The organism is Bdellovibrio sp. HCB-162 (genome assembly GCF_047344985.1).
Classification (GTDB): Bacteria; Bdellovibrionota; Bdellovibrionia; order Bdellovibrionales; family Bdellovibrionaceae; genus Bdellovibrio.
In genome coordinates this window covers 3,844,683-3,870,685 of sequence record NZ_CP178861.1, presented here as the reverse complement: position 1 = coordinate 3,870,685, position 26,003 = coordinate 3,844,683, and the positions used below count along the sequence as shown (strand labels likewise).

Sequence of the window (26,003 nt, the reverse complement as noted above, 5' to 3'; positions counted from 1 at the left end):
GCACCTTTTAAATTAGCTTAAGAAGTTGTTCTAGTTCGTCGTGGACTGCAGACCACGTGATGTTGCTAAGTTTGATGTTCAAGCGGTTGTCTGGAGTGAGAGAGTATTTTTTGCTTTCACGAACCGCGAGTTGAATTACGGTCTCTGGTTTTAATTTTGTTTTTTCAGTAAAGATCAACGAGACGGATTTCAATCCGGCACTGATATCGCGAACGCCGAGCTCTTTACATTGACGGCGGATCAGCATCAGTCCCATCAAGTTCACAGTTGGTTCTGGAATTTGACCGAACTGATCGCGCAATTCTTCTTCGATGCGATCTAAATCGTCTGCTGAAGTAATGTCTGCCAATGCCTTGTAGTAACTTAAGCGAATGCGGATATCGGCGATGTAATTATCTGGAATCATCGCAGGGATTCTTAAGTTGATCTCTGGATCGAGATCCATGTCTTCAACTTTTTCACCTTTAGCTTCAGCCAAAGCCTCATTGAGAAGATCCATGTAAAGTTCATAACCGACAGAGTTGATGTGACCCGATTGTTCTTCGCCTAAAATATTTCCGGCGCCGCGAAGTTCCAGATCGTATTGAGCGATCTTGATTCCGCTTCCTAGTGCTGTGTTTTCTTGAATAATCTTCAGACGCTCTTGTTGTTCTTTGTCGAGCTTGCGGTTTCTTGGCATCATCAAGTAGCAGTAAGCGCGGGTTTTGCTTCGACCCACGCGTCCACGCAATTGATAAAGCTGTGAAAGTCCAAACATGTGAGCGGAATCAATGAACATTGTATTGGCGCGAGGCACGTCCATTCCAGACTCCACAATCGCCGTACAAACTAGAACGTCAATTTCGTGATGGAAGAAGGCGAGCATGGTTTTTTCAAGCTCGTGCTCCTCCATTTGTCCGTGGCCGACACGAATGCGGGCTTCCGGAACGATGCTGCGGATTTCATCGACCAATCCGTAAATGGATTCAATACGGTTATGAATAAAATAAACTTGTCCGCCGCGAGAGATTTCCGCCGTGATGGCTTTACGAATTGTCTCTTCATCAAATTTTGTGACAAACGTTCTTGTTGGAAGACGATCGACGGGAGCCGTATTGATAAGGCTTAAATCGCGAATTCCCACAAGAGCCATATTCAAAGTTCTTGGGATTGGTGTTGCTGACAAAGTCAGGGTATCGACGCTGGTTTTAAGCTTTTTGATTTTCTCTTTATGAGTGACGCCGAACTTTTGTTCTTCGTCGACAATCAAAAGACCTAAGTCTTTATATTGAATTGCAGAGCCCAAAAGTTTATGAGTGCCGACGATAATATCGACTTTTCCGTCTTTGAGATCCTGCAAAGTCTTTTTCACTTCAGAAGGTGTGACGAAGCGGTTTAAGACACGAATATCAACAGGCCATCCTTCAAAACGTTTTTTCAAAGTTTCAAAGTGCTGGAAAGTTAAAACAGTCGTTGGCGCAAGCAGAGCCACTTGTTTTTTCGCTTGAACGGCAAAGAATGCTGCCCGCATCGCCACTTCAGTTTTACCAAAGCCTACGTCACCACAAACAAGACGATCCATAGGTTTTGTCGATTTAAGATCCGACAAAATATCATTGATCGCGCGCATTTGATCTTCAGTTTCTTCATAGGGGAAACTGTTTTCAAAAAGCTGAATCTCTTCTTCTTTAAAAACAAACGGAGGTCTGTGCATCTCGGCACGTTTCGCATAAAGTGCAAGAAGATCGGCCGCGATGTCGCGGACGTGCGCCTTAACTTTAGCTTTGGTTTTTTCCCAAGCCGTACCGCCAAGTTTATCTAAGATCGTTGTCGTCGCCGCGCCAGAAAACTTTTGAAGTTGGCCCACACGATAGACAGGCAAATAAAGTTTATCTTTATCTTTATAGCCAACCTGGATGTATTCGGACTCAACGCCACCGATGTTCATGATCTTGAGTCCCTCGTATTGACCCACACCATGTTTGACGTGAGCAACGAGGTCGCCAGGTTTTAAATCACCGAAGGCTAAGCGCTTTGCTTGTTTTTGAAAGTCCTGAGCACCTGATGATTCGCGCGAGCGCTGTTTCTTTCCATAGAAGTCTTCATCGCGAAGAAAAATAACTTTCTCTTCATCCAGACGAAGGCTTTCCGAAAGATAATGAGGAATGACGTGAACAAGATGTGTGTCACTATCTTGCTCCATAAGCCAAGAGTCCCAGCGGTATTCGTCCTCTGCAGGGCGCGCGACTTTTAATCCCAGTTTATCAAAAACAAGTTTCAATCTTTCAATGTGGGATTGATTCTTGGTTCCAATAAAAATTCTGTAGCCGTCATCTTTCCATTTATGAAGTTTGTTTGTCGCAGCTTGCAGCCACAACTCAGAACCCACGGGATTTGTGAGACTTAAATTCGTAAAATCCTGAGTGAGGAACGTACGATATTCTACTTGTGCGTTTTCAGAACTTTCCTCTTCCAAATACTCCAAAGAAGAAAAATAAACTTGGCGAGAGTTTTGTGGAAAAGAAAGTTTCTCAAAAGACGAGTAGAGTAAATTTAAATCAGGACGAATGACATGGGCCTCGCTTGTCGCAAGATCTGTTTTTAATTCAGACCATGTTTCGTCTGCACATCTAGAAATTTCAACAGGATCTAAGAACCATAAATTCACAGCTCCCGGAAAATGATCTGCGGGACTGGAAAGCTCGCCATAAAAATAGGGAAGCAAAAATTCAATTCCCGGAAATGAATTTTTTAAAACTAACGAACGAAGCATCTCTTCGGCATCGGCCTTGTCGACAGAACGACCTTCTAAAGTTTCGCGAACTCGTAGCAAAAGTCTTTCATGATTTTCATCGCGAAAAAGAATTTCGCGCGCAGGAGTTAAAACAAACGACGTCAACTCATCGGTGCTTCGTTGATCTGAAATACTGAAATAGCGGATGGATTCAACTTGATCGCCGAACAAATCCAAACGCACCGGCTGATCTTCCGTCGGCGGGAAAATATCAACGATCCCTCCGCGCAAAGCATACTGACCTTTATCCTCCACCATCGGAGCTGACACATAACCTAGAGAATTTAAAAACTCCGCGATGTCTTCAGGAAGCTCATCGCCGGACTTCAAAGTTCGCGAGTAGTCCTTCAGGATTTTCACCGGCAAGGTTTTCTGCATCAGCGCGTCAGAAGGAGATATGAAGATTTCTCCGGCTTTGGCGGACTGGGCTTTCGCGAGAAATTGAATTCGATCCGAAGCAACTCTCGAGTTTGGATAAAGGCCTGAGTAAGGAGAAACATCAAACGGAGGCAGAATATGTGTTTGACGAGATGGGTCGAAGAACTCAATCAACTGCTGAAGTTTGTTTGCATCTTGCAGACTTCCGACAACAACTAAGTGCGGCAAGCTGTTGATTTTTTTAGAGTAAGTCTGCGACAAAAAGTAAGCAAGGGCGAGCGGAGATGAAGCTCCGGTCACTTGAATCTTTCCGCGAGTTGTTTCGAAGGCTCTTTCCAGGATGGTTTCAAGCCTTGTGTGAGTCATTTCCGCTTTCATGAAGTGGAATGATCTTGCCACGCTTATCGCCTTGTTTCCATTCATATTTCTTGGATTTCAGTGACGGTGCATATATAACTAATTGAAATCCAAATAATAACGACAACTTTGGAGGGTCTAGTGCCACTCGGTGGAGTCATATTCATCGTCATTTTCATTGCTCTTTTTGGAGCTTTTTTACTGTGGGTTGCAAGCAAAACTGGCGGCAAAGCCATCTATCATCCCATCAAATACGAACCTTACGAGTGCGGTATTCCTGCTCTTGATAAGAAAGATACAAAAGTATCAGTGAAGTATTACCTCACTGCCATTCTTTTCATTCTTTTCGATATCGAGATCATCTTCATGTATCCGTGGGCAATTTCCTTCCGTGAATTTATCGCGACTGGTGCGGGTGCGTTTGTGTTTATCTCGATGATGGTTTTCATCGCGGTATTCATCTTCGGACTTTTCTGGGAAGTAAAATCAAAAGCATTGGAATGGGACTAGATCAATGGGCATGGGTAAAGATATTTTCGAAATAACCGTTAACGGTTTAAAACTTGTCGTCATCTTTTTGATGATGGTTCAAGCAGTTCCTATCCTTGTGTGGCTTGAGCGTCGTGGATCTGCCTTCATCCAAAATCGTTTGGGACCAAACCGCGTTGGACCTTTGGGTTTGATGCAGCTTTTGGCCGATGCGGTGAAATTCTTGACGAAAGAAAACTTCGTTCCTGATACAGCAAAACCATTGTTGTATTACGCAGCTCCTGTGTTTGCGTTGATTCCAGGTGCGGTGGCATTCTCTGCAATCCCAATGTCGACGCCAATTCAAGTGGGCACGTTTGAAATGTTCGGCACAACTTGGGGTCCGTACTCTTTCTTAGTTCAAGGTTATGATATCGGCGTTGGTATCGTTTTCATCTTGGGTGTTTCTTCTTTGGCTGCTTACACATTGTTGATGGCGGGTTGGGGATCAGGAAACAAATACTCTTTGATGGGTGCTCTTCGCGCATCAGCGCAAACGATCTCTTATGAACTAGCACTGGGTCTTTCAATCGTTGGCGTGATCATGCTTTACGGAACGTTTGATTTGACGGCAATGACGATCGCTCAACAAGGTCCTTTGACTTTCACGTTCATGGGTTACACGGTTTCTTCTCCGTACATCCCGAACTGGGGTATCTTCTATCAACCTCTTGCAGCTTTGTTGTTCTTCACAACGACATTCGCAGAATCCAACCGTTTGCCATTCGACTTGGCAGAGGGTGAGTCTGAGCTTGTTGCCGGTTTCCACACAGAATACGGCGGCTTTAAGTTCAACATGTTCTTCATCGGTGAATATGGTCACATGATGATCGCGTCGGGCTTGATGGCTTTGTTCTTCTTTGGTGGTTACAGCATTCCTTATGTTTCTGTAGCGCAAGTTCAAGAGTGGGCAGCATCTGTGACTTCTTCGCCTTCATGGGCAAGTGCTTTGGTCGCTCTGATTCACTTCTTGGTATTTAACATCAAGTTTGCATTCTTCCTTTGGGTGTTCATCTGGGTTCGTTGGACTCTTCCACGTTTCCGTTACGATCAGCTGATGGATTTTGGTTGGAAGACACTTCTTCCATGGGCGTTGGGAAACACTATTTTAACAGCGCTTATCATCTACATCGCATCTTTGTGAGGAGTTTAACGTGACAGCAGATGCTTTTCTATTTTGGTTTCTAGCGATCGTCACTCTGGTCAGCGGCCTGAGTGTGATCCTTATGTCGAACCCGATCTACTCGGCTCTTTGCCTTGCAATGACCATGGTGGGTGTGTCGGCTTTGTTTGTAACTTTAAACGCTTACTTTATCGCCGGTGTTCAGCTGATCGTTTACGCCGGAGCGGTCATGGTCCTCTTCGTTATGGTGATCATGCTCTTCGACTTAAAGAAAGATCTTCAAGCGTTTACGCGCGGTAAGTTTACAGGCGGAGTGAAAATCGCCTCTGTAGGTTTGCTTGCGGGACTTGTTGTTGGTGCGATTGCAATGTCAGTAGGTCTTTTGACTGAAAAGACAACGGACAATCCAGTGACAACGGGCACAGGAATGGAAGCAACGAAAGCGTTGGGCCATATCCTTTTCACAAAATATATCTTTGGATTTGAAGCTTTGGGCGTTTTGCTTCTTGTGATCGCCGTCGGAGCTGTTGCCCTTGCACGCAGTAAAGGTGGAACACATGAACACTGAGATCATCAACAACATTGGTCTGACTCACTATTTGGTTTTGGCAGCTCTTTTGTTCGTCACGGGCATGGCCGGAGTTCTTCTTCGCCGTAACGTGATCGTTCTTTTGATGTCGATTGAATTGATGTTGAACTCTGTGAACTTAACGTTCGTAGCCTTCAGCAAATTCTTGGGTCTTTTAGATGGACACATCATGGTGTTTTTCGTCATGACAATCGCTGCAGCGGAAGCGGCAGTCGGTTTGGCACTGGCGGTGTCGATCTTTAAACGATTCAACGAAGTTAACATCCGCTTCTTTGAGCATTTGAAAGGATAAGGGAACAGCCGTGACTCATTCTCTTTTAATGGCCCTTTTGATCCTCGCTCCGTTTGTAGGTTTCCTTATCAACGGAACTCGTTATAAAAAACACTCTGCTAACGTTGCAGGTGTGATCGCAACAGTCGCTATCGCAATCTCTTTCATCAGCTCCATCTTGTTGGTGTTGGATCTTGTGGCAATGCCTGAAGAAACTCGCAGAATCGCTGTGAGCTTCTTTGAGTGGATGGCGGTTGATAAATTTAAAATCAACGCTGGATTTGTGATCGATCAAATCAGCGCGATCATGATCCTGGTTGTGACAGGTGTGGGTACTTTGATCCACATGTTCTCAATCGGTTACATGCACCACGATAAAGGTGCAGCGAAATACTTCGCTTACTTGAATCTTTTCATCTTCAACATGTTGTTGCTAGTTCTTGGCGACAGCTTGCTTGTGATGTTCGTAGGTTGGGAAGGCGTTGGTCTTTGCTCTTACTTGTTGATCGGTTTCTGGTTCACAGACAAAGAAAAAGCGGCAGCAGGTATGAAAGCTTTCATCACGAATCGTATCGGGGATGCGGCTTTCCTTCTTGGTATGTTTGTTCTTTTCATGACATTCGGAACTTTGAATTTCCACGAGTTGAATGCTTTGGCACCAACTGTGGCAGAGTCTTCTTGGTTGGGTGCGGTGACTTTGGGAACATTGTTCTTGTTCATCGGTGCGACTGGTAAATCAGCACAGATTCCATTGTATGTTTGGCTTCCAGATGCGATGGCCGGTCCAACTCCTGTTTCAGCGTTGATCCATGCTGCGACGATGGTGACTGCCGGCGTGTACATGATCGTTCGTTTGAATCCGCTGTTCATTATGGCTCCTAACACAATGATGGTTATTGCGATCATTGGTGCGGCGACAGCGGTCTTTGCGGCGACAATTGGTATGACCCAATGGGATATCAAAAAAGTTTTGGCTTACTCTACAGTGTCACAACTTGGTTACATGTTCCTTGCTTGCGGTGTGGGTGCTTTCGGAGCAGCGATGTTCCACTTGATGACTCACGCCTTCTTTAAAGCTTTGATGTTCTTGGGTTCTGGTTCTGTGATCCACGCGATGCACGAAGAACAAGATATTCGTAAGATGGGCGGACTCAAAAAATACATGCCTATCACGCACATCACGTTCCTTCTTGGTTGGCTCGCAATTATCGGTATGCCTCCATTTGCGGGTTTCTTCTCTAAGGATGAAATCTTGGCTTATGCATTCAACTCACCAATGGGTTCTCCAGTGTTGTGGGCGGCGGGTGCTTTGGGTGCGACTTTGACAGCATTCTATATGACTCGTTTGATGGCTTTGACTTTCTGGGGTAAGAGCCGCGTTCCTAAAGAAGTTCATCCGCATGAGTCTCCAGCGTTGATGACGATTCCTTTGATCGTTCTTGCAGTTCTTTCTGTGATCGGTGGATGGATTGGTATTCCGCATGTGATTGGCGAAGGTTTGGGTCATATTCCAAACGTGTGGGAGCACTGGTTGCATCCACTTATTTCTCCAATCCCTGGATGGCAGCCGATTGAGCACACGACTGAATGGACTTTGATGGGCGTATCAGTTGGTTTGGCTTTGATCTCTGCTATCGTGGCTTATCAGTTCTATGTGAAATCTCCGGAAACTCCGAAGAAAATCGCAGCGAGCATCAAGCCTGTTTACAACCTCGTGTATAACAAATACTTCGTTGATGAAGCGTACTTTGGTTTCATTATCAATCCGCTTGTGAACATCAGTAAGAATACTTGGTACTATATTGATGTGAACTTCATCGACAAGATGACTTATTGGGCCGGAGACCTCGTGCGTGGCATGGGTTCTATGGTTCGTTCTATCCAAACCGGCAACATGCAACAGTACGCGATGTATATCGGCATCGGTGTTGTTGTCGCTCTTTCATTTGTGATCATGAGGTAATGTATGATCCTGAGTAGCATTGTTTTTCTACCTCTTTTGTTCGCTCTGATCGTAGCAGTATGGCCTAAATCCAATACGATTCGTCACTTGGCTTTGGGTCTTTCTGTGATCGAATTCCTTGTAAGCTTGGTTCTTCTGCAAAGATTCAATCCAAGCTCTGCGGGACTTCAAATGGTTGAGAAGTTCATGTGGATCGAAAGATTCGGCATTCAATACTTCATGGGTATTGACGGAATTTCTTTGTGGCTTGTTCTTCTGACGACATTCTTAACTCCGATTATTATTCTCGCGAGTTGGACAGCGATCACTGAACGTGTAAAAGGTTTCCACGTTGCTTTGTTCATCCTGCAAACAGCGATGCTTGGAACTTTCCTGGCGATGGATGCAATCTTCTTCTACGTCTTCTGGGAACTTTCACTTGTTCCAATGTACTTCATGGTAGGTATTTGGGGTGGAGCTCGCAGACTTTATGCGACGGTTAAGTTCTTCATCTATACGATGGCGGGTTCTGTGTTGATGCTCGTTGCGATCATCTACATGATGTACCTCACTCAAGAAGCGACTGGTCACATGAGTGCAAGTCTTTTGGACTTCTATCAATTGAAAATCCCATTTGTAGGCGGAACATTCTTCAGCCTTCAAACTTTGTTGTTCTTTGCATTTGCTTTGGCATTCTCTGTGAAAGTTCCGGTATTCCCGCTTCACACTTGGTTGCCTGATGCCCACGTTGAGGCGCCAACTCCTGGCTCTGTGATTCTTGCCGGTGTGATGCTGAAGATGGGTACTTACGGTTTCATGCGCTGGGTTCTTCCTTTGTTCCCAGAGGCCGCTGAATACTGGGCATGGTTGTTCATGCTGATCGGTGTTGTCGGTATCATCTACGGAGCTTTGGTTGCGATGGTTCAACCGGATGTGAAAAAACTTGTGGCGTACTCTTCTGTATCGCACATGGGTTACATCTTGTTGGGTCTTTTTGCTTTCAACGCTTACGGTATGGCCGGTGGTTTATACCAAATGTTGAATCACGGTATTTCAACGGGGGCGCTGTTCATCTTGATCGGTATGATCTATGAAAGAACTCACTCTCGTGAAATTTCTAAGTACGGTGGTTTGGCAAGTGTGTTGCCTCTTTTCACAATCTTCTTCTTTATCGTGACGCTTTCGTCGATTGCAGTTCCATTGACGAACGGATTCGTAGGAGAGTTCTTCATCCTTCTTGGAACTTACCAAGCGCAACCTGTGTTTGCGTACTTCGCAGTATCGGGCGTGGTTCTTGGTGCGGTTTACATGTTGTGGATGTTTAAGCGTGTGTTCTTCGGTGAAAAAGGGGAGCTTGTGAAAGACGAGCATCATCCGCTTCATGATTTGAACGCGCGTGAAATCGCAGTTCTTGTTCCGATGGTTATTATGGTGTTCTGGATGGGTCTATTCCCGAACCACTTCTTGAATTACTCCAAGGCTAGTATTGATTACTTGGTGAACAACAGAAGTAACTACAACCTGACAATTGTTCAGCCTGGCGATGCTTCGACTCAGCATGCGCAAGGAGGTAACTAATGAATACAGCTATTGGTCTTAGTGACATTCTTCTGATCTCGCCAATGATTGCATTGTTCTTCGCGAGTATCATTCCAATCACAGCGAAGGTTTTGCGTGGAAACCGCGAACAACATCCCGTGATTACTTTGTCTCAAGGTTTGATCGGTATCGTGGTTGCGATTGGTTTGCTTGTTGTCTTTGGTGGCGCAGGTAAAACAGCTTTCAACGGCGGATTGATCTTTGATGGTGTGACTCAGTGGATGGGTGTCATCGCTTTGGGTGCTGCTGGTGCGGCGATGATCATGATGTACGAAAATCCGTCAACGACAGGAAAACAGTTCTCTGAACTTGTGTTCCTGGCATTGAGTTCTGCGATCGGGATGTTGATCCTTGTGTCTGCAGTGGATCTTTTGATGGTGTTCATCGGTCTTGAGTTGATGTCATTGGCGCTCTACTTAATGATCGCGATGAGCCACGAAGAAAAACTTTCTAAAGAAGCGGCGTTGAAATACTTCGTTCTTGGATCTTTTGCTTCTGCGGTTTTCTTGTACGGTGTGGCTTTCATCTTTGGATCTACGGGTGGAACAAACATTCTTGGTTTCATGGAAAACGCAGCGGAACTTGTACAAACGTCTCGTTTGTTCTTGTTCGGCATCACGTTTGTGATCTTGGGCTTCTGCTTTAAGGTTTCAATCGCTCCATTCCATGCTTGGACTCCGGATGTTTACCAAGGAGCTCCAACTCCGCACTCTGCTTTCATGGCGACAGCGGTAAAGACAGTTTCTTTCGCGGCGTTCTTGCGCGTGATTGCAACGAAGTCTTTGACGGGTTCTGATCACTTGTTTGATATCTTGCAATGGCTCGCTGTGATCACAATGATCGTGGGTAATACGGCAGCGATCATTCAGAATAACTTTAAACGTATGATTGCTTACTCTTCTGTAGCGCACTCTGGATATCTTTTGATTGGTATCATCACTGCAGGTGTGAGCGACAACGGTGCGTTTGGTGCTTCCGGCGTGATCTTCTATTTGTTGAGCTACGCATTGATGACTTTGGGTGCGTTTGCAATCGCAAGCATGCTTGAAAGATCAGAGAACCACATCGTGAACATCGATGATCTTGCTGGTTTCGCGAAACAAAGACCTATGTTGGCTCTTTGTTTGACCGTGTTCTTGTTGTCACTTGCGGGTATTCCGCCAACACTTGGATTCTTCGGTAAGTTTTACTTGTTCAACGCAGCCGTCGGCGAAGGTCTATTGTGGCTCGCTATATGGGGTATGTTGAGCTCTGTGATCGGTGTTTACTACTACTTGAGACCGATCGTTGTGATGTACATGAAAGAGGGCAATGCAGAAGTTGCTGGCCACTCTTTGAATGCGACAACTGTGACTGCAGTTGTGATGGCTCTTGCGATTGTATTGATGGGCTTTGTATCTGGTCCGATCTTTACTGCGGTAGAGAAAAGTTTGTTCTAATTATTTTTTAGTCAGTTACTAAAAATAAAAAGCCCCAGATTAATTCATCTGGGGCTTTTTATTTTCAAAATCAATATCGATCTATACTTATAATTTCATTCCTAAGTGCCTGTAAGGGAGGTGAGTTTTTATTTACCTCATCGGTTATCCACTGTCGGTTTAGATAAATTAAAATAGCCAAGACGAATAAAATTATAAAGATTATACTAATTATAAATCTTGTTCGTTTAGACACCTGGCGATCTCCCCCATGTATAGTCCGGTAAACCATTTCCGGGTCTGAATGGAGTTAGTCTTACATTCGGTTCTTTCTCTTGAGGAATTGGACATTGTCTGACAGTTCCGTTTGAGCCACTGTCAAATGCTCCCGTTCCAAACAAAATTTCCTTCGTATAAATGGATCGCTCCAATTGTCCGAGAGAGGCGCCGTGTCCGCCGCCGCCGCCAGTAGCTTGATCCAAAAGAACCCAAAACATCGTCTTAACATATCCAGTGCGAGACTCACCGGTATAATCAACATAGTTTATTGGATCATTCATTACATAGCCATACAAATTTGTATCGTCTCCGCTAAAAAGGATCGGGTCCTTTCTTGTCCAGCGTCCTGTTTCAGGGTCGTAGTCCCTAGCCCCAAATCTAACAAGGCCGGCATCCTTATCCCAAACTCCGCCAGCGAACCCAAATGGCTGAAAACAGCTATTAGTATCAATCAGTATTCTTCCCCAGACATCGTATTCCATTCGTTGTGCAACTGTTCCATCAGACGCATTTACGACGAGAACTGGAGATCCGAGGTGATCGGTTATGATCCTAAAAGTTTCGTTTCCTTGAATAAAGAAATCCGGAGTATTCACCTTGGTGGCATACATAAATACTTTTTGCGTAATACCAGAACCATTTAATTCAGCGGCAATTCTCAGATTGTTTTCATATAGAAATCTTCTTTGAGGGTTCCCGTTTTTTAGTAAAGCTACACGACGGTTTAATCCGTCATGTAAATTCTGATAAGTTGTTCCATCACTGTTTGAAACCTCAGTTAAGTTTCCTAAGGTACTGTACGAGAAATTTTTGTATGAACCATCCAAAAAGGTGATTTTACTAAGATCGCCGTTTTGATCGTATGTAAAATTTTTTGAGCCAAAACTCTGAAGCCGATCTTGTGAATCGTATGTTGCTGTCACGGTATATGTCGGATAAGTTGAGCTAACTCTATTACCGTTGTTATCATATGAAAATGTGGCTGCTTGGCTGCCATTTTTCGTAACGCCAGTTAGACGACCGGAGCTATCATAGGTATAAGTGTAATTAGAAGTTGTACCAAGAATGGTTTCTGTTTTTTCGACGATCCTACTCATGCTATCCCGGACAAGAGAATACGAATACACTTCAGTAGGAAAGAACAGCCCATATGTTGCAGAGTAACCGATTAAATTTCCGTAAGTATCGTAGGTTCGCTCATCTGAAACCGAACCGACTTGTGTTTTTGTAAGCCTTCCCGATAGAGATGAGTACTCCAAATACATGTCGCTTCCAATATATTTTGGCTTTTCATCTTGGTTTAAAGTTATATTCGTTGTGTGAGAAGCTCCTGCTGAATCTGTAACAGTTCTCGAGCTTACTCTGAGCGATGAATCAAATCCAAAACTTACACTGCCAATTTTAAAATTATCAGAAGCTCTTCTTTGCTCATCTTCGGAAATCCAGGGGCCATAGTATGAGAAATTATTCTTCACACCTTGCGGTGATTGGATTGAGGTTAAAAGATCTGGAATTGTTGATGAATATATTCGGGTGTAGGTACCTTCCAGTGTTGAAATTGTATTTAGGAGGCCTGAGCCAGTACCATATGAGAAAGTGGCGTACTGACCATTTGGCTTTGATATTTGAGTGAGTTGACCGTCCAAGTTGTAGGAATAGGTCGTGTCCTTGGGCGTTACGCCAGAAACAGAGGGTGGCAAATACTTTGAAATCAGGTTTTGTAAATTGAACTCATACGCATGGGAGATTCCAGCTGGAGTTGTAATACTAGTTACATTTCCATTGGCATCATAGGTAAATGATACAGTTTTTCCACCCGATGTTTTAGAGGCAATTCGTCCAGCTAAATCGTACGTAAAACTTGTAGTTTCTGAGCGTGCGTTTGTTATAGTTTGAAGATATCCACTTCCATTGTATACGTATGTATAACTGTTATGACCGCCTTGACTTATACTTTGAATTTTTCCATTTGAATTATAGGTCAAATTAACTTTTACGTCATTTCCCGTTTGGATTTCAAAAGGTCTTTCATGAGAATCTAACTTTACTGATAACGTTACGCCCTCGGGAGAAGTAGTGGTCCATGTCGAAGAAGATTTATTAAAAATAGAAACTGTGTCATGAGAGTTTTTAGAAGCGGTTAGGGTATAAGAAATGTAGTCAAAGAACCCAGTGCCGCCTCCCGGATCAAACTGAGTCTGATATATTACGGAACTGTGATTTCCTGATACTGAATATCGAGACATTGCAGGTCGGGCGTAAAGAGATCCAAATCTTTCGTCATCAGTCACATAGTTTGCTGTTTCTCCACGAACGTCATTTGTGACGTACGTTCCATCGAGATACTCGACTGAGTTTACAGTTAAGCCCGCAGGTGTGGTAATTGTAGTCGAATAGTTCCCATTTGCTTGATAACTTTTCTGATAAACTGTTTGCCTAGTTAGAGCTGATTTTTTTGTAATATCACCGGAGTTTGGATCTACATCCAAGCTCCAAAAATTACCAGCTTGTCCTTGATCCTTAGTAAGTCGACCGTTTACATCATATGTGAAAGTATTTGTTTGTCCTCCCGGTTTTTGGAAAGACTCTAACAAGCTGGTTCCTGGCTTATACGTTAAAACGTAAGACTCTCCTTTCGGGTTTGTTACAACCGATATTTTTCCTGCAGAAGTGCTTACAGTTGTCAGCTGCCCCCTAGGTGCTTGAATTGAAGAAATTATTCCTGAGGATCTATTTAAAATCGTTTGATTTCCAAAAGCATCTTGGATTGATGTTAAATCATCATTGGAGTCATACGCGAAAGTATATTTCACGACTCCGGTTAAGAAAGTCAGAGTTTTTAGATGTTTTCCGTATTGATCAAAAATGTAGATTTCTTCGCCGTTGGAATCGACGACTAGTAATGTTCCGTCAGCTTGCACAATATGTTCTTTATATAAGACTGTGCCGTTTCCGAGATAGAGACGCTTCTGTTGTGGCTCATAATAATGCTGAGATGAAATTGTCCAGGCTTCTTTATTAAATGAGTTTTGTGGCTGCAGAGGATCAGTTCCGGGATCCAGAACGTAGTCGGGAGAAAATCTACTTGAGTAAAATAGTGAGAATTCTGAACCGACAATTGGAATAACTTCACCGAGTGATTGGCTATCTATCCTTATGATAGATCCTCGTTCGCATTTTTCTGTTTTAGGAGGTCGTGCTAGGGCAATGCCATTTAGATTCCATGTAGTAGAGCCTGAAACAGTTGTTTCGTTTCCTAGTGCGTCCTCAGTTATCTCTGTCCAATCAACTATAACTGAACCAGATTTTATTCCTGCTGAGTTCGGTTTAAATCCAAGTTGATAACTACACGCGCCCGTACCAGAAAATACCGAAGTGCACGTATTATGGAGATAAATAAAGTCTGAGGCTCCGCTTTTTGTGAAAGTAAAAACGATCGACTTTACATTACTCCAGGTGTGGGTCATACCAGGGCCTTGAATTTGAACTCCAATATCAGCACTGCCGAAATTCCAACTATTTAAAATATGTTCTTTCGCTAAAGGCGAAGACAGATCCAAATTTTGAATCGGAGGCTTAGAAAGCGCTTGTTGTGAAAATAAAAGAAATAAAAACAAAATTTTAAAATGTAACTTTGTAAGCGCTATATATAGATTCTTCATAAACTATCCTCAACCAAAGAAGATGGAGTAATTTTTCAAACAAGACGCGTTTATTTTTTTGCAACCGCTTTTGTCGATAGCAGTTTTTCAAGGTGCGCCAATCTTTTCTCCAGATCGTCATTCCTTTTTTGAAGTGTATTGATCTTTCCGATCAACTCTTGGTTCGATTGAGAGCTTAAATTCCATCCGCTTGCTAGAGTTTTACAATTGGTTCCATTGCGATCACATATTTTTTCAACACGAAGAGTGCCGGCGACATCAAGGAGAGAGCCTGGTGTTTTTGTTCCGATTCCGATTTTAGCGTTTGTTACAGGAGATGAGCTGTCCGCATTTGTTCCATAAATTGCGTTGCCAATGGCAAGTATATTACTTCCTTCATATACTGCAGGTCCCAAATTGTATCCGATAATAATGTTGTTAGAAGAAGAAGTTGTTAGATTTTCTGTTGTGGTTCCAAGAATAATATTTCCCGAGCCGGTAGTTAAGTAGTAGCCCGAAGAGTGACCTATCGCTATATTGTTGTTTCCATGGGAAGCAACCAGAGAATCCTGTCCTATTGCAATATTTTGGGTTCCGGCGCCATTATAAAATCCCGCGTTAGTACCAATGGCAATTATACTTCCAGTAGTACTCGCCGATGCTGCTTCTTTTCCAATGGCAATTACGTCTCCAGTTTTATTTGCGTTGGCAGCCCTGTAACCAATTGCAATAGATTTACCTGATGTAGTCCATCTGGAGGCATTGCTTCCAATCGCCACAACACTTCCTGAGCTCGTTGCGGATATTCCAGTATATGGACCGATATAAACATTTTCACTTGCAGTGCTGTCTTTGCCGGCACCTGACCCAATTGCTACATTATTTACGCTAGTTGTTGCGGCACTCAAAGCTAAGTCACCTACTGCGACATTATCGGATGCGTAAGTGCTCATTTTCAAAGCCTGATTACCGATGGCTACGTTACGTTGTGCGGGTGTCGCTACAGTAAGCATTGCGTTCATACCTATCGCAATATTATTTGAACCATTGGTTAAGGATTGCAATGGTCCTAAACCGATAGCAATATTACCAGTTCCTTGAGCTGACGGACCGAAAGACTGATTTCCAATTTGGATACCAATCGGCAGAATTGCGCCGATGGAACTGCCTCCTCCGCCACCCGAAGCGGCCGTCGTTTGTACTGAGCCGTCCGGAAATTTAAATCCACCTGATGTTGACTCAATCGTGCCCGAAACCGTGAGTGGACTTGTAGGTGTTGAGGTCCCGATGCCCACGTTGCCGGCGGAACGATAAATATTACTTCCGCTGGAAGTCCAAAGAGCTGATGTGACTGACGATGGCAGATCTAACTCTGAGAGAGTTCTAAATGTGGCTGTGCCAGAACTATTGGATGGCGAAGCAAGAACAAGGTTTTGCGCTTGAGAGCCAAACGCGCTTGGAATGATTACGATATCGCTACACGCCCACATGCCGGTGGGCGATGTGAATGTTAGGGTTTGATTCACGCCGCAACTTGCAGGCATATTTGAAGCGTCGAGTTTATTGCTTAGCTGTGTAGATAAGTTTGAAATGTCTGATATTGAAATAGACTTATTTGTCCAAGAAGTTCCATTGTAGCCGAGGTACTGCCCTGACGTTGCCGTCAGAATAGATACAGAACTTCCGCTAATTTTAGATGCATTAATGTCAGTTAAATTTGCTCCGTTTATAGCAGGCAGTTGTGCAGTACTGTTTAGCTGAACTATTTTATTTGCGGTGGTTCCAACATCAACGGAAATTGTTCCAGAGGTAGTTATCGTTCCGCCCACGAGACCGGTCCCTGTTGCAATGGAAGTAACAGTCCCCGAGCCACTACCGCCTCCTCCGCCAGATCCCCATCCTGTAGAAATGACTTTGCAGTTTGTGCCGTTACGATCACAGATTTGATCAGCTCTGATAACCCCAGCAACATCTAACTCGGAACTGGGAGTCGTAGTGCCGATACCGACATTCCCGCCAAAATAATTTAATCCACCTTTTGAATATACAGCGAAATTAGTGTTCGCTGCCGTCGGAGTATCTACATAAACTCCGTAAAAATTCTCAACTGTACCCCCACCAGTATTAAGCGGGGCGAGTATTGTAAGACCATACGCATTTGTTATTGTGCCTGTCGAAACATTGCTTAATGAAGATTGAAGCCCGGTAGCGTTAGTAAGACTACCAATCCCACTGTGTTTAATAACTCCAGATACACCTGTTACCGAGTTAATAACACCTTCTTGGGCTGGGCCTGTGACAATGTGTCCGATTACGCTGGAAATCGTTCCTGAATAATTTGAATTTACATTTATAGAAGCGGTCGATTGGTTTGCGACAAAATGATCCGCAGAGTCTCCAGTAGGAATCCCATACGCTACATCAAGTCTCGCAAGTGGATTAAGGACTCCAATACCGACATGGCCGTCCATCACTGTTAGTGACGGGCCTCCAGTTGGATTGGTTATATTTACGGGCATTCCAAATTCATAGCTGTTACACATCAAGGGAGTCGCACTGGAGATGTTTAGAGGACAATCAGCGAAAGCTATGGAAGCAATAGATAACTGAATGACTAAGGCAAACCGAACCCTTTTAGACACTAAACTTAATACGGTATTTCTGCTTTTCACCAGGCCTCCAGGGTGTTAAAAACTAAATTTTGATTATAAATTTATCGTGTTTATATTTATTGAGGCAAAAATGTTAATCAAAACAAAAAACGATTAATAGACCTTGGTCAGGCGCCGCCGTCAAAACATTGGTTCAATATTCAAAGCCCACGTATCGTTAAGATCTATGAATCAAAAGTTTCACGAACTCATCTCTGAAGCGTCGAAAGTTGTCCTGGATAAGAATGTGGAAATCCGTTTGGCAATCACTTGTTTGCTCGCAGGCGGACATCTTTTGATTGAAGACTTGCCCGGAGTGGGAAAGACCACTTTGGTGCAAGTTCTTGGAAAACTTTTAGGTCTTAAAACTCGTCGCATTCAATTTACAATTGATCTTCTTCCGGCCGATGTAATCGGCGGGCAAGTATTTCATCCGCAAGAGCATAAGTTTGTTTTTCATGAAGGACCTCTGTTTTCACAACTTGTGATGGCTGATGAACTCAATCGCGCAAGCCCCCGCACGCAGAGTGCTTTGCTTCAGGCAATGGAAGAGGGCGAAGTTTCTGTGGATGGAAATACGTGGGCTCTTCCTCGTCCTTTCTATGTGATTGCGACACAGAATCCGCATCAGCAGATGGGAACTTTTCCCTTACCTGAAAGTCAGCTCGATCGATTTTTGATGAGCTTGGAATTGCATCACGCTTCGAAGGAAACGGAAGTGCGCATTCTGCAAGGTGAAGATCCACGTCATCTTTTGCAAAACGTGAAATCTATTTTCTCTGAGAATGAAATCTCGGAAGCTCTTTCTCAAGTCGAAAAGGTGCTAGTATCACAAGCCGTCGCAAATTATATCGCGGATCTTTTAGAGAAATCTCGTCGTGCAGGATTTGAAGGAACACCTCTTTCGACTCGTGCGGGAATGGCTCTCGCAAAAGCGGCGAAGGCGTGGGCCTTCATGGAAGGTCGAAGCTATGTGCGCCCTGAAGATGTGCAACAAATTTTAGTTCCTGTATTAGGTCACCGTCTGGGAGGAAATCATGGCATCAAGCGAGGCCGTGAATGGGCAGGGGCTTTACAAAAAAGCACGCCAGTTCCTGTCTAGGAAAAGAACAAGAACATATATTGTTCCAAGTGCTTTCGGTTTCGCTTTTGGAGCGATGGCGCTGGTATTGTTTTTCTTCGCGGTCGGTTATGCGAATAATCTTATTTATATCTTTGTTTTCTTTTTAATTTCTGTGGCTCTTACCAGTGTTCTTATTACGAATAAGAATGTGGATGGCGTCGAGGCAGAAAATATTTATGCCGAAAATGTTTTCGCGGAAGAAAGAAATGTTTTAGTTGTACACCTCAAAAATTATTTTACAGCTCCGGCATGGAGCCTCGTTGTCTTCTTTGAAAAAACAGACGAACGATCAGAGTTATCTTCTTTAAATCCTTCTTCTGAAGAAAATGTATCCGTTTACTGGAAAGCAAATAAACGAGGACGCGTAATTCTTCCGCGCCTGATTCTGCAAAGCACATTTCCTTTTGGCCTTCTGCGTGCGTGGAAGGTTTTTAAAAAGCCTCGGGAAGTTTTAGTTTACCCCGCAAGAAAAGGGGATTCGCAATTTCCACAAAAATCCTATGGCTCTGAAGAATTAAAAAATTCAGGACTATTTCGTGATCACAGGGAATACCAAAGCTCGGACTCAATGATGCGTATTGATTGGCGAGCGAGTGCAAGAAGGCAAGAGCTGCTAGTAAAAAACTTTGAAGAGATGGAAAAACCTTCTCTGCGGTTTTCCTGGGAGCAAACATCTCATCTTTCTGATTTTGAAGCACGCGTTTCCCAACTTTGTCTCTGGATAGATGAGGCAGAAAAAAGAGGGCACGCTTATTCTCTCGAATTGAACAATAAAAAGACACCTCTTGAAAGAGGTTCCGCTCATTGGAAAATGTGTCTTGAAACTCTGGCTCTTTTATCTGCTGGAGATGTGTCGTGACCAGAAAGTTTTATTCGCAGAAAGCCTTAGCGATTTCATTTGTGACGGCGATGGCAATGGTGGCTCTCGAAGTTTCCACATGGATTGCGGTATTTAGTTTTGCGATGCTTTTTTGGAAGTGGGGCGTAGAAAACCTAAACTGGAAACCGCTTTCTAGAAAAGTGACGGGCGCCCTTAGTATTCTGCTCCTTGTGCAAACATTGATTCAGTTTCGGACGCTCATTGGACAAGAACCCTCTTATACATTTCTCTTGGCTCTTTCTGCATTAAGAATCATGGACTACGAAACGGAACGGGATCATAAGTTCGTTGTGCTTTTAGGCTTCGTTCTGATTTCCGTAAAGTCTCTTTTCACTCTCGATATCTATTGGATTCTTCCCTCGGCTCTTTCTTTTGGAGGACTGTGGTATTCACTTCTTCCGTCAGGGCTTCCAGCAAGATCAAAAGCGTTACTCAAAATATTTGTCCTTTCCATTCCGGCGGCCGTTATTTTGTTCTTCGCGTTTCCGCGCTTTGTTTTGCCGTGGGCGATGTCGCGTGGAGGATCACAGTATGGAGAAATCGGATTTACTGATGAAATCAACCCAGGCAGAGTTGCTGAGCTTGCGGCAAATCCTGCGATTGCTTTTCGTGCGAAGATTTCAGATTTGCCTTTAAAAAAATCATCAGATCTTTATTGGCGCGGGTCTGTTTTAACATCATCACGTGGTTTAAGCTGGCGACCGGGAAGACCGATTCTTCAGACGCATGAAGAAAGAAAGTCTGAGAAAGAATACACGTATGAGGTCGCGATGGAACCTACATCGCAGACGTTCTTATTCGTTTTGGATGGAACTCAAAGAGTGCAACTCGAATCCAATACGGTTCTGCCTCTTCATCAATCTATCTTTAGAGCTTCACGTCCTATTTCAAAGCCATCGGTCTATCGCGCAATTTGGACAGAAGCAGGAATAAATAAAGAAGTACCCGACGAAGAATTTTTAAAAGCTCCGCCCGTACAAGGCCGTGTCTTTGAATGGGTTGAAAATATAAAAAAGAAAAACTTAAGCGAAGAAGACCGCCTTAAAGAAATTCAAAAACTTTTTGCCGAGGGCGGATTTGTTTACACATTAAGTCCCGGAATTTACGGACCCAATGATTTAGAAAAATTCCTCTTCGAAAGAAAACAAGGATTCTGTGAACACTTTGCTGGAGCCTACGCAACTCTCGCGAGGTCCCTCGGTATTCCTTCACGAGTTGTCGTGGGTTATCAGGGTGGAAGATACAATCCACTTGGGGATTTTTGGAAGATCGCTCAAAAAGACGCCCACGCATGGGTTGAAGTTTACACCGGTAAATCTTGGAAGCGAATTGATCCCACGATGTGGGTCGCTCCATTACGAATCATCATCGGAGCTGAAGAATTTTTCGGTCTTTCAGAAGAAGATCAAAGAGCCTTCGCGAGATCCGTCGATTGGCGTCCTCCAGCCAAAGAACAATTCCTTTTGTGGGATGAAATGAGTTTTTGGGTTGAGAACCTCAACTACCGATGGACTTATTTCCTCATCGACTTCGATAAATCTTCTCAACAAAGTCTTTGGAAAAGTTTTACCGAATATAAAGCGGGTTTGTCGTTCGCTCTCGCAATCATTCTTGTTCTCTTTGTTTTTATTTTCCGCAGTCTTTTTAAACAGAAAGGTTTACTGACGGAAGAACAAGTTTTGATTCATGCGGTAGAGACATGGGCGCAGAATCAAAGACTCCCGCGAGAGCTTTCTGAACCGCCTTTAAGTTTTCTTGAGAGACTGCAAAAAGAGTTTCCTCAAGATAAGGATATCCTCAACCGAATCGGTCGTTTCTATGATCAAAAAATATATGCACGAATGAATCCGGAAGAAGACGCAAAAAAAATATTGGCGTTTTGGCGGGAAAGTCATCGCTAATTTTGCGCGCTGTAGCCAGAAAAAAGAAGCAGGCACCTTTTAGATGTCGAACTGGCGGAGGGCGTTGATGCCTGATTTAAATCCGATACGCACGATGCGCGCTAGGATTTCGGGATTTAAGCTAAAGTGATCAACGAAGAACATTTCGTAGTTCTGTGGGCGTGGAGAGATATAGATGTAATCCACTTCGGGGCGGTAGTTTACGCGATTGCGAATGATTTCAAGGAGTTTATCACGATGCTCTGGAGGCAAGTTCATCTGTTTGAAGTAGCCATCCACCGCATTGTAGATTCCGCGAATATCGTTTTTGTATTGAATATGACGAGTGATCTTTTGCTGAACCACTTGGTAAAGAGCTTGGTTGGCAATGAGCGGAATTCCATAGTCATGGAGTGAACCCATCTCTTTCGTGTAGTGGTAAGGCTGAATCGAGTAAGAAGAAATAACTAAATCAGCTCCGTAGTCAGCGGCCACGTGGGTTGAAAGAGTGTCGCGGATTTCTCCGTCATAATAGAAAATCTCTTTTCCATCGGGACGAGTGATTCCGTAAGGAGCAAAAACCGGCGGCAAAGAAGTTGAGCAAGCCACTGCATCGCTGATGGTCGCATAGTTGATGTACTTCGTGCTTTCGTTTTTATAAGACTCCGGGAAATTTCCGAAGATGGCTTTACGGGTATGATTCAATTGTGTGCCGATGATAAAAAGGCCCACGCCCAAACGAGCAAAGTCGTTATCCAGCAGGACCTCTTTACGCAGATAACTTTCGATTCCCTTGGTTGAGAAAAGACCGTTCAGTTTCAAACCGTTTTTTAAAAGCGATTCCAGACCTCCGGTGACCAAAGCTTTTTCCATCAAAGTTCTAGGAATGAACTTCAAAAGACCGCTTGAGTTGAGGTTGAAAATATCGCGATAAGAAATCGGCTTTAAATAACGAAGATCCGATTTATCAAAAGTCGGTGTGGTCCCTGATCCGATTTGGAAAGCGTTGATCAAAGATTCAACGGAGTAGCCGGCAGCAAGAATCGAAGCGACAAAAGCTCCAGCGCTGGAACCCACGTACAAACGGATCGTAAAAGGATCATCGTCCTTAAAGTTCTGACGCACCATCTCTTTGGTTCCGCCAGCAAACTTGAATCCTTTTTCTTGTAAAGCTAAGCAAACCCCAATGTGAAAAGCCGCAGCTTTAATGCCGCCACCGCTCAATACTAGGGCCACTTTTTTCTTATCACGAATCCGCATATTGATTCCTTTAGTATCGGACTTTCCTCCAAAAGGAGCAAAGAATTCTTTCAACCCTAAGAAAATCCATGACTTAGGGTTGCGTAGTCAGACCAAGGTCTAGTGGATAGGCAGTATTTGACACATGATTAACCAGATCAAGGTCCTGAATTTTCTTGAATTTGAATAACTACTCACACAAACTTTGACAGACCGAAGTCGTGTGATAATGTTGGATACGCAGGCTGAGTAGGGCTGACCACCTTCCCGAAATGCTTGAATGGGGAATTTAATGAACGTAGAGCAAGTTGGTTCTTGGTTACCGCTAACGGACTATTCCACTAAGTACAAAATTAGTGTGAGTACACTCCGCCGTAGAATCAAAGCTGACGACATTAAATTCCGATTTGAAGACGGCAAGTACTTCATCATGGACGAACCGATGGGTACCCATCAACGAGTACATCGCCCCTCCCAAGAAAGCGAAAGCGCCTTGGTGGGTGCTCATCATGGAATGATGAAAGGTAGTGACACTATGTCAGCTTCTTCAAAAGACGAAATGAAGGCTCAGGACCTAGACAAAGCCATGAAGGCAAATAAGGATGAGCCCATTTTGACTGCCGCCAACAAACTTCTTAACGAACTCAAAAAAGCCTACACACAAATCCTTCAGGAAAAAGAAGAGCAAATCTTCCAACTGAAGGATGAAGTCACGGACCTAAAAACATTGGTCCGTGTTCTTGAATCCGAAAACGAACGTCTTAAGGGCTTCAAACAGTAAATACCGTTTAAATATTAGCCTCTCTTTGTGACTCGCTGGATTTAGCACTGCCACTGGCTTGTCTGAAGTTATAGATTTCAAAAGCCGTTTCTTGTGGAGGACCCGAGAAACCACCTTTAACTCCACCAGTTAGTTTTGGCATCAAAGTTTCATTTTTAAATTTTTCCCAGGACTCTTTGGAATCATGCACGACCGAAACGGTCCAACCGTCTTTTGTAGGGCCGGCGATATGAACAAGCTGTCCTTTTGGGAGTGAGTTTTTATCGGGATGGACTAATGCTAGAGTCGCATCGTATTGTTCTTTGGTTCCATTAGGAAAGAAGTGAATAATTCCGTACGCCATGGGAACGCTCTCCTTTTTTTAGATGTTTGGTCTTCAGTTTAGATCAGATATTCTAACGAACAATTTCCATGAAAACGTTTCTTTGAAATTACATTTCAGGACAGCGCGTTTCTTACGATATCTTCATTGCCAAAAGTTAATGCAACCGATATTTGACCCCTGACATGAAGGGGGTTTCAGTCATGAAATCATTTGCAGCAGCGATTTTCCTGGTTTTCGCCACGGCGTTTTCAGCTCACGCTCAAACTCAAGCAGTGGATTCATCCGACAACGTGATGGATGAACTCAATCCTTTTGATCCAAACATCGAACAGACTTTGGAAAACTTGGATAAAATCTATCAAGAAGAAACGGGATCTTCTCCGTTCATCGAAAACCTTTTGCAGCCTTTCGGTAAAGGTTGTTTCCGCGCCGAGTGCCCAGTGTGGGTGCAAGTTTCCAGATCAAGACAAGAGCTTTACCTTCACTTGAATGGCGTTCATTCAGCGACATGGAAAGTTTCAACAGGCGCTCCAGGTCACGGAACTCCTGACTTTGATACGAATCCAAACGGTCGTATTTACGATAAATACACTTCAACAAAATATCCCGGTGGAGACTATAAAGGTTTGGGTAACATGCCTTACGCGGTTTTCATTAGCGGTGGATTTGCCATTCACGGAACGGCAGAGAGCAATTGGAAAAAATTAGGCTCCCGCGCTTCTCATGGTTGCATTCGCGTTCATCCTGATAATGCTTACTACTTCAATCGCCTTGTAAGACAACAGGGTATCTACAATGTGTGGATCACAGTTCACGAATAAAAGCGGGGAGCGTAAGCTCCCTTTTTTATACGATAATCACGTCGTCGTTTCGGACCTTCGGTTTTAAAAATTTCGATATCTTCACCAGAAAACCAATCGAATAATTTCCAGTCTCGTTCGTAATCGCTTGTGCGAGTTGAGCTTTCACCATGTCAATATTTGGGCGAGCTTCGCCCATGCGCACCTGAGTTCGAGTGTCCAAATCCCAACAAAGACGAACCAGCATTGCGGCTTCTGTAAGTTTGTCGGAGCGAGGCTTGTTGGGAAAACCTTTTTGATCAACGCGCTCGTGACTTTGCAGAATAATATCTTTGATGCTTTCCGTAAGAGGAAGTTTTCGCGAAAGACACTGATTCAAACTGTAGATGGGGTGTTTTTGGTATTCCATCTGTTCTTCGGCGTTCATTTCTTGATAATGATTCTCGCGAATTTTTTGTGTCGTCGACGGACTCAAATCCAAGTAACCAACGTCAGAGAGCAAAGCGCCAATCATGATCTCTTTGGCGTTACCTGTTTTAGACTCTGAACTTAGAAGGCCCGCATAGGCGGCAATGGAAGGAGCCCGTTCGACGGAGCCAAAATCCCCAATTGCGGAACTGCTGATAACAAGCCACGGGTCTTTGATGTGAATGAGTGACTCTAAAAGATCGGCTGCGAATTTTTGGCAAATATCGTAAAGATCCTTTCCCTGGGCAAATGAAGCACTAGAACTCTGATCTGTCACAAGCAGCACAAGGTTCAAGAAAGATTGATTCAGCTGCAAAAATTTAAGTCGGCATTTTCGGATTAAACTATCGCTGTCTTCCGCGCTAAAACTATTTGTGTATTCAACCCAGGCATCAAGATCTGTGCGCCGCAAGTAGAGTTCGCCGATCTCTTTGTACTTCTCCAAAAAATCGCGACGAATGGTGTTTCCTGGTTTTCCGACTTTCAAAAATTTCTTATTGATTGGCATAAGATAAAATAACGGAAATGTGGGCTCAGTTCCCTCGATCAAGTCGACGGTTTTAACTGGAATGTAAGCGGAGCGAATGACTTGGCTTAAAATAAATTCCAGCTTGCTTGAAGCAATATATTCATTTTCCATCATCACTAGCGAAGCACCGGATGTTTTTATAACTCGCGCATCTTCGGGCTGAAGTTTGGAACTTGCGATAGCCAGAATATAACTATCAGGAGCGCCTTGCCGAGCGACCTGCACAAGACCTGCGATCTCGTTGGGTTTTGTTAGGTGACTACAATCCAGTAAAACACAGGTGATAACTTTGTAGGTTTCAGACTTGGTGAAAAAATCGTCATCACTTTCAAAAGACTGAAATTCGAAATCAAAAATGCGAGCACTATTTTCCGCACGTTTACGAAACTTTTCCTGAGGAGACACAATAGCTAAATCTAAATTTCGCAT

General features: G+C 43.7%; 18 protein-coding genes. 12 read left to right on the top strand and 6 right to left on the bottom strand.

The window, feature by feature from the left end; all coding sequences use genetic code 11:
• Positions 1-7: 7 nt before the first annotated feature.
• Positions 8-3,550, bottom strand: a complete 3,543-nt coding sequence (gene mfd / locus ACLSSO_RS18675; RefSeq protein ID WP_413943708.1) for a transcription-repair coupling factor — start codon at positions 3,548-3,550, stop codon at positions 8-10.
• Positions 3,551-3,649: 99 nt separating this feature from the next.
• Between mfd and ACLSSO_RS18670 the strand changes: the two genes are divergently transcribed.
• Genes ACLSSO_RS18670 through ACLSSO_RS18640 form a run of 7 tightly spaced genes read left to right on the top strand, consistent with a single transcriptional unit; the run spans position 3,650 to position 10,999 of the window.
• Positions 3,650-4,018, top strand: coding sequence for an NADH-quinone oxidoreductase subunit A (locus ACLSSO_RS18670; protein WP_295904278.1), 369 nt, complete (start codon positions 3,650-3,652; stop codon positions 4,016-4,018).
• Positions 4,019-4,028: 10 nt separating this feature from the next.
• Positions 4,029-5,180 carry a complex I subunit 1/NuoH family protein gene (locus tag ACLSSO_RS18665; protein WP_413943707.1) on the top strand — a complete coding sequence of 384 codons (1,152 nt, stop codon included), beginning with the start codon at positions 4,029-4,031 and terminating at the stop codon, positions 5,178-5,180.
• A 10-nt stretch (positions 5,181-5,190) separates the two neighbouring features.
• Positions 5,191-5,727 (top strand): NADH-quinone oxidoreductase subunit J, encoded by a 537-nt coding sequence (locus ACLSSO_RS18660; protein ID WP_295904276.1) that lies wholly within the window; start codon positions 5,191-5,193, stop codon positions 5,725-5,727.
• The gene (nuoK, locus tag ACLSSO_RS18655) at positions 5,717-6,040 is read left to right on the top strand and encodes an NADH-quinone oxidoreductase subunit NuoK (protein WP_295904275.1); all 324 of its coding nucleotides are present in this window, start codon (positions 5,717-5,719) and stop codon (positions 6,038-6,040) included. Before ACLSSO_RS18660 ends, nuoK begins: the two co-directional genes overlap by 11 nt.
• Positions 6,041-6,068: 28 nt before the next feature.
• Positions 6,069-7,982 carry an NADH-quinone oxidoreductase subunit L gene (gene nuoL / locus ACLSSO_RS18650; protein WP_413944835.1) on the top strand — a complete coding sequence of 638 codons (1,914 nt, stop codon included), beginning with the start codon at positions 6,069-6,071 and terminating at the stop codon, positions 7,980-7,982.
• A 3-nt stretch (positions 7,983-7,985) separates the two neighbouring features.
• Positions 7,986-9,539 (top strand): complex I subunit 4 family protein, encoded by a 1,554-nt coding sequence (locus tag ACLSSO_RS18645; RefSeq protein ID WP_295901857.1) that lies wholly within the window; start codon positions 7,986-7,988, stop codon positions 9,537-9,539.
• Positions 9,539-10,999 carry an NADH-quinone oxidoreductase subunit N gene (locus tag ACLSSO_RS18640; protein ID WP_413943706.1) on the top strand — a complete coding sequence of 487 codons (1,461 nt, stop codon included), beginning with the start codon at positions 9,539-9,541 and terminating at the stop codon, positions 10,997-10,999. Before ACLSSO_RS18645 ends, ACLSSO_RS18640 begins: the two co-directional genes overlap by 1 nt.
• Positions 11,000-11,226: 227 nt before the next feature.
• Here ACLSSO_RS18640 and ACLSSO_RS18635 read toward each other — a convergent pair whose 3' ends face one another.
• Positions 11,227-14,919 carry an RHS repeat domain-containing protein gene (locus ACLSSO_RS18635; protein WP_413943705.1) on the bottom strand — a complete coding sequence of 1,231 codons (3,693 nt, stop codon included), beginning with the start codon at positions 14,917-14,919 and terminating at the stop codon, positions 11,227-11,229.
• A gap of 50 nt (positions 14,920-14,969) precedes the next feature.
• Entirely contained in the window at positions 14,970-17,570 is a 2,601-nt protein-coding gene (locus ACLSSO_RS18630) for a beta strand repeat-containing protein (protein ID WP_295901850.1), read from the bottom strand.
• Positions 17,571-17,736: 166 nt separating this feature from the next.
• On the opposite strand from ACLSSO_RS18630, the gene ACLSSO_RS18625 reads away from it, so the two are divergent.
• From ACLSSO_RS18625 to ACLSSO_RS18615, 3 genes are read left to right on the top strand one after another with little or no spacing between them, the layout of a single operon-like run.
• Complete coding sequence (locus ACLSSO_RS18625) at positions 17,737-18,651, top strand: AAA family ATPase (protein ID WP_295901847.1); 915 nt, start codon at positions 17,737-17,739, stop codon at positions 18,649-18,651.
• Positions 18,587-19,531: a DUF58 domain-containing protein gene (locus ACLSSO_RS18620; protein WP_295901844.1), complete on the top strand. Its 945-nt coding sequence runs from the start codon at positions 18,587-18,589 to the stop codon at positions 19,529-19,531. Before ACLSSO_RS18625 ends, ACLSSO_RS18620 begins: the two co-directional genes overlap by 65 nt.
• Positions 19,528-21,453: a DUF3488 and transglutaminase-like domain-containing protein gene (locus tag ACLSSO_RS18615; protein WP_295901842.1), complete on the top strand. Its 1,926-nt coding sequence runs from the start codon at positions 19,528-19,530 to the stop codon at positions 21,451-21,453. The genes ACLSSO_RS18620 and ACLSSO_RS18615 overlap by 4 nt, the downstream gene beginning before the upstream one ends.
• A 39-nt stretch (positions 21,454-21,492) precedes the next feature.
• Here the strand turns inward: ACLSSO_RS18615 and ACLSSO_RS18610 are convergent, their stop codons facing one another.
• Positions 21,493-22,692 carry a patatin-like phospholipase family protein gene (locus ACLSSO_RS18610; RefSeq protein ID WP_295901838.1) on the bottom strand — a complete coding sequence of 400 codons (1,200 nt, stop codon included), beginning with the start codon at positions 22,690-22,692 and terminating at the stop codon, positions 21,493-21,495.
• Positions 22,693-22,963: 271 nt separating this feature from the next.
• Here ACLSSO_RS18610 and ACLSSO_RS18605 point away from each other — a divergent pair, with 271 nt between their 5' ends.
• On the top strand, positions 22,964-23,452 hold the full coding sequence (locus tag ACLSSO_RS18605; RefSeq protein ID WP_295901834.1) for a hypothetical protein: 489 nt from the start codon (positions 22,964-22,966) through the stop codon (positions 23,450-23,452).
• A gap of 7 nt (positions 23,453-23,459) precedes the next feature.
• On the opposite strand, the gene ACLSSO_RS18600 is transcribed toward ACLSSO_RS18605, so the two are convergent.
• The gene (locus tag ACLSSO_RS18600; protein WP_295901832.1) at positions 23,460-23,795 is read right to left on the bottom strand and encodes a hypothetical protein; all 336 of its coding nucleotides are present in this window, start codon (positions 23,793-23,795) and stop codon (positions 23,460-23,462) included.
• A 182-nt stretch (positions 23,796-23,977) separates the two neighbouring features.
• Between ACLSSO_RS18600 and ACLSSO_RS18595 the strand changes: the two genes are divergently transcribed.
• Positions 23,978-24,598, top strand: coding sequence for a L,D-transpeptidase family protein (locus ACLSSO_RS18595; protein WP_295901829.1), 621 nt, complete (start codon positions 23,978-23,980; stop codon positions 24,596-24,598).
• 25 nt (positions 24,599-24,623) lie between these two features.
• On the opposite strand, the gene ACLSSO_RS18590 is transcribed toward ACLSSO_RS18595, so the two are convergent.
• Positions 24,624-26,003: an HD domain-containing phosphohydrolase gene (locus tag ACLSSO_RS18590; protein WP_295901827.1), complete on the bottom strand. Its 1,380-nt coding sequence runs from the start codon at positions 26,001-26,003 to the stop codon at positions 24,624-24,626.

What these genes read in the sequence shown, in the direction of transcription:
- ACLSSO_RS18665 (WP_413943707.1), top strand. Translation starts at nt 4,029, where the DNA reads ATGGGTAAAGATATTTTCGAAATAACCGTTAACGGTTTAAAACTTGTC.
- ACLSSO_RS18600 (WP_295901832.1), bottom strand. Translation starts at nt 23,795, where the DNA reads ATGGCGTACGGAATTATTCACTTCTTTCCTAATGGAACCAAAGAACAA.
- ACLSSO_RS18605 (WP_295901834.1), top strand. Translation starts at nt 22,964, where the DNA reads ATGAACGTAGAGCAAGTTGGTTCTTGGTTACCGCTAACGGACTATTCC.
- ACLSSO_RS18595 (WP_295901829.1), top strand. Translation starts at nt 23,978, where the DNA reads ATGAAATCATTTGCAGCAGCGATTTTCCTGGTTTTCGCCACGGCGTTT.
- nuoK (WP_295904275.1), top strand. Translation starts at nt 5,717, where the DNA reads ATGAACACTGAGATCATCAACAACATTGGTCTGACTCACTATTTGGTT.
- nuoL (WP_413944835.1), top strand. Translation starts at nt 6,069, where the DNA reads ATGGCCCTTTTGATCCTCGCTCCGTTTGTAGGTTTCCTTATCAACGGA.
- ACLSSO_RS18645 (WP_295901857.1), top strand. Translation starts at nt 7,986, where the DNA reads ATGATCCTGAGTAGCATTGTTTTTCTACCTCTTTTGTTCGCTCTGATC.
- ACLSSO_RS18640 (WP_413943706.1), top strand. Translation starts at nt 9,539, where the DNA reads ATGAATACAGCTATTGGTCTTAGTGACATTCTTCTGATCTCGCCAATG.
- ACLSSO_RS18620 (WP_295901844.1), top strand. Translation starts at nt 18,587, where the DNA reads ATGGCATCAAGCGAGGCCGTGAATGGGCAGGGGCTTTACAAAAAAGCA.
- ACLSSO_RS18610 (WP_295901838.1), bottom strand. Translation starts at nt 22,692, where the DNA reads ATGCGGATTCGTGATAAGAAAAAAGTGGCCCTAGTATTGAGCGGTGGC.
- ACLSSO_RS18625 (WP_295901847.1), top strand. Translation starts at nt 17,737, where the DNA reads ATGAATCAAAAGTTTCACGAACTCATCTCTGAAGCGTCGAAAGTTGTC.
- ACLSSO_RS18635 (WP_413943705.1), bottom strand. Translation starts at nt 14,919, where the DNA reads ATGAAGAATCTATATATAGCGCTTACAAAGTTACATTTTAAAATTTTG.
- ACLSSO_RS18590 (WP_295901827.1), bottom strand. Translation starts at nt 26,003, where the DNA reads ATGCGAAATTTAGATTTAGCTATTGTGTCTCCTCAGGAAAAGTTTCGT.